Origin of the sequence: Limnohabitans sp. (assembly GCF_031538885.1) — a bacterium.
GTDB lineage: Bacteria > Pseudomonadota > Gammaproteobacteria > Burkholderiales > Burkholderiaceae_C > Limnohabitans.
Window position 1 is genome coordinate 1 of the sequence record NZ_JAVKLW010000058.1, and the last position, 2,168, is coordinate 2,168.

Consider the following 2,168-nt stretch of genomic DNA (forward strand, 5'->3'; position numbering starts at 1 on the left):
CGGTTCAAGGGGTCGAGGTCATCTGCCTGAAACGTGCCAGCGGCCAAGGCCATGAGCGTGTCGATCACCCAACTCGGATGCGTGGGGCAGCCTGCGATGTTGATGACAGGCAAACCACTGCCAGAACGGAAATTGGCACCGAGCAAACCACCCACGGTTTCGTCCTCGTACTGCAAGCCACAGGCCTCGGTGGGGTTGCTGCCGCCTGCGGTGATGCCGCCCCAAGCGGCACAACTGCCCACCGCCACCACATGGTCGGCGTGTTGAGCCAGGCGTTGCACCCAATCTTTCATGGGCAACTGTGTGCCTGCGAGCATGTGGAAACGCCCTGTGCCTTGCGGGCCGCGTAGCAACGCACCTTCGATGCACAACACATCCATGCGTACTTGACCGTTGAGTACTTGATCGAGCAGGTTTAAAAATTCTTCGCCACTGGCCAATGACAACGAGGGATGCCACAAGATGTGGATGCCCGCATCACGCAAATGCCCATGAAAGTCGGTCGTGTCCGCACACAGCAACGACATGCTGCAACCCCCACATCCCCCCGACTGAAGCCACAAGACGTTCAAGCGCCGCCCTCCAGGCCAAAGCGCTGCATCTTGCCGCGCAAGCCGACGCGGGACAAACCCAGCTCTTGGGCCGCACGGGTTTTGTTGAAGCGGTGGCGCAGCAAGGTTTCGCGCAAGAGCATGGCCTCAATCACATCCAAGCGTTCGCTCAAGGTGCCTGTCTTGGGCACAGAGGCCATTAACTCGGGGCCGACACCGACACCACGCCCTTGCAAGACGCGATGCGAAAAATCGGCCACTGACCACTCTGCATCCTGGCTCAAGGCCAAAGCGCGGGCCATTTCATTGCGGAGTTCCCGGATATTGCCTGGCCATGCGTAGGCCATCAAACACGCCAGCACATCGTCAGGGACGCTGCGGGCCGGTAAACCCAACTCAATAGCCACATCTTGTGCCAGTTGTTGCGCAATTGGTGCGATGTCAGCTATCCGTTCGCGCAATGGTGGCATGGTCAAGGTCACGCCGGAGATGCGGTAATACAAGTCCTCACGGAACAACCCTTCTTGCACCCGTTGCTCCAGCTGACGGTGCGTGGCTGCGATCACACGCACATCCACGGGGATGGGACGCGCAGCGCCCACGGGCCTGACCTCACCCTCTTGCAACACACGCAAGAGCTTGACCTGGAAGGCGGGGGACGTTTCGCCAATTTCGTCCAAGAACACCGTGCCGCCATTGGCACGTTGAAACAAACCCAAGTGATCTTCATAAGCCCCCGTGAATGAGCCGCGCTTGTGACCAAACAATTCCGACTCGATCAAGGTATCCGGGATGGCCGCACAGTTCTCAACCACGAAGGGGCCCGTCATGCGCGGCGAGGCAAAGTGCATGGCCCGTGCCAACAGTTCTTTGCCAGTCCCTGATTCGCCGAGCACCAGCACGGGCAAGTCATAGCGCGCGACACGTTGCGCCATGACGCACACCACATCCAGCGGGCTATCGGGGGCACGCACCAAGCGGTCAAAGCCAAATGTTTGGCGGGCTTGTGCCAACTGTGTCTGCGTGCGCTCGCGCAAAACGGTGGTGCTGGTGCGCAACTCCAAATTCAAACGACTGGTTTGCTTTTGCAAATGCTGTGCTTCCACCGCATTGCGCACCGACAACAACAAGTGGTCGGGCGACCACGGCTTCAAAATGTATTGGTAAATCCCGGCCTCGTTGATGCCTGCGATGATGTCTTGCGAGTCGGTATACCCCGAGATCACCATGCGCACGGTGTCAGGCCAACGGTCACGCACTTCTTTTAAGAAGCGCACCCCCGTGACATCGGGCATGCGCTGATCGCACAACACCACACTGATGGCTTGCTGCTCAAACAGCGCTCGCGCTTGGCTGGCTGAACTGGCGGTGAGGACCGCAAAGTCTTCTTCCAGGGTTCGACGGATGGCGTCTTGCGAACGAACCTCATCATCGACCACCAACACCGTGGGCAACTGTTCTGAATTACTAGAGTTTTGCATTATTTGATTCTAAAGAAGGCGGATTCAAGGACGAAGTGCAACAAAGATGAACTGGTTATAGGTGGCTGAGGATGCGAGAGCATCATGGCCGCTTTAACCGCCAAGTCGAAGTTGCCCAATGTACAAGCACCTCAGC

Annotated in this window: 1 protein-coding gene and 1 pseudogene; both read right to left on the minus strand. The window is 58.1% G+C overall.

All coding sequences use genetic code 11. The features are described from left to right. Positions 1–527 (minus strand): annotated as a pseudogene (locus RMS03_RS04295) (HupU protein); the annotation flags it as partial. Between the two features lie 41 nt (positions 528–568). Continuing rightward, positions 569–2,032 (minus strand): sigma-54 dependent transcriptional regulator, encoded by a 1,464-nt coding sequence (locus tag RMS03_RS04300; RefSeq protein ID WP_310625868.1) that lies wholly within the window; start codon positions 2,030–2,032, stop codon positions 569–571. Positions 2,033–2,168: the final 136 nt, after the last annotated feature.

What these genes read in the sequence shown, in the direction of transcription:
- RMS03_RS04300 (WP_310625868.1), bottom strand. Translation starts at nt 2,032, where the DNA reads ATGCAAAACTCTAGTAATTCAGAACAGTTGCCCACGGTGTTGGTGGTC.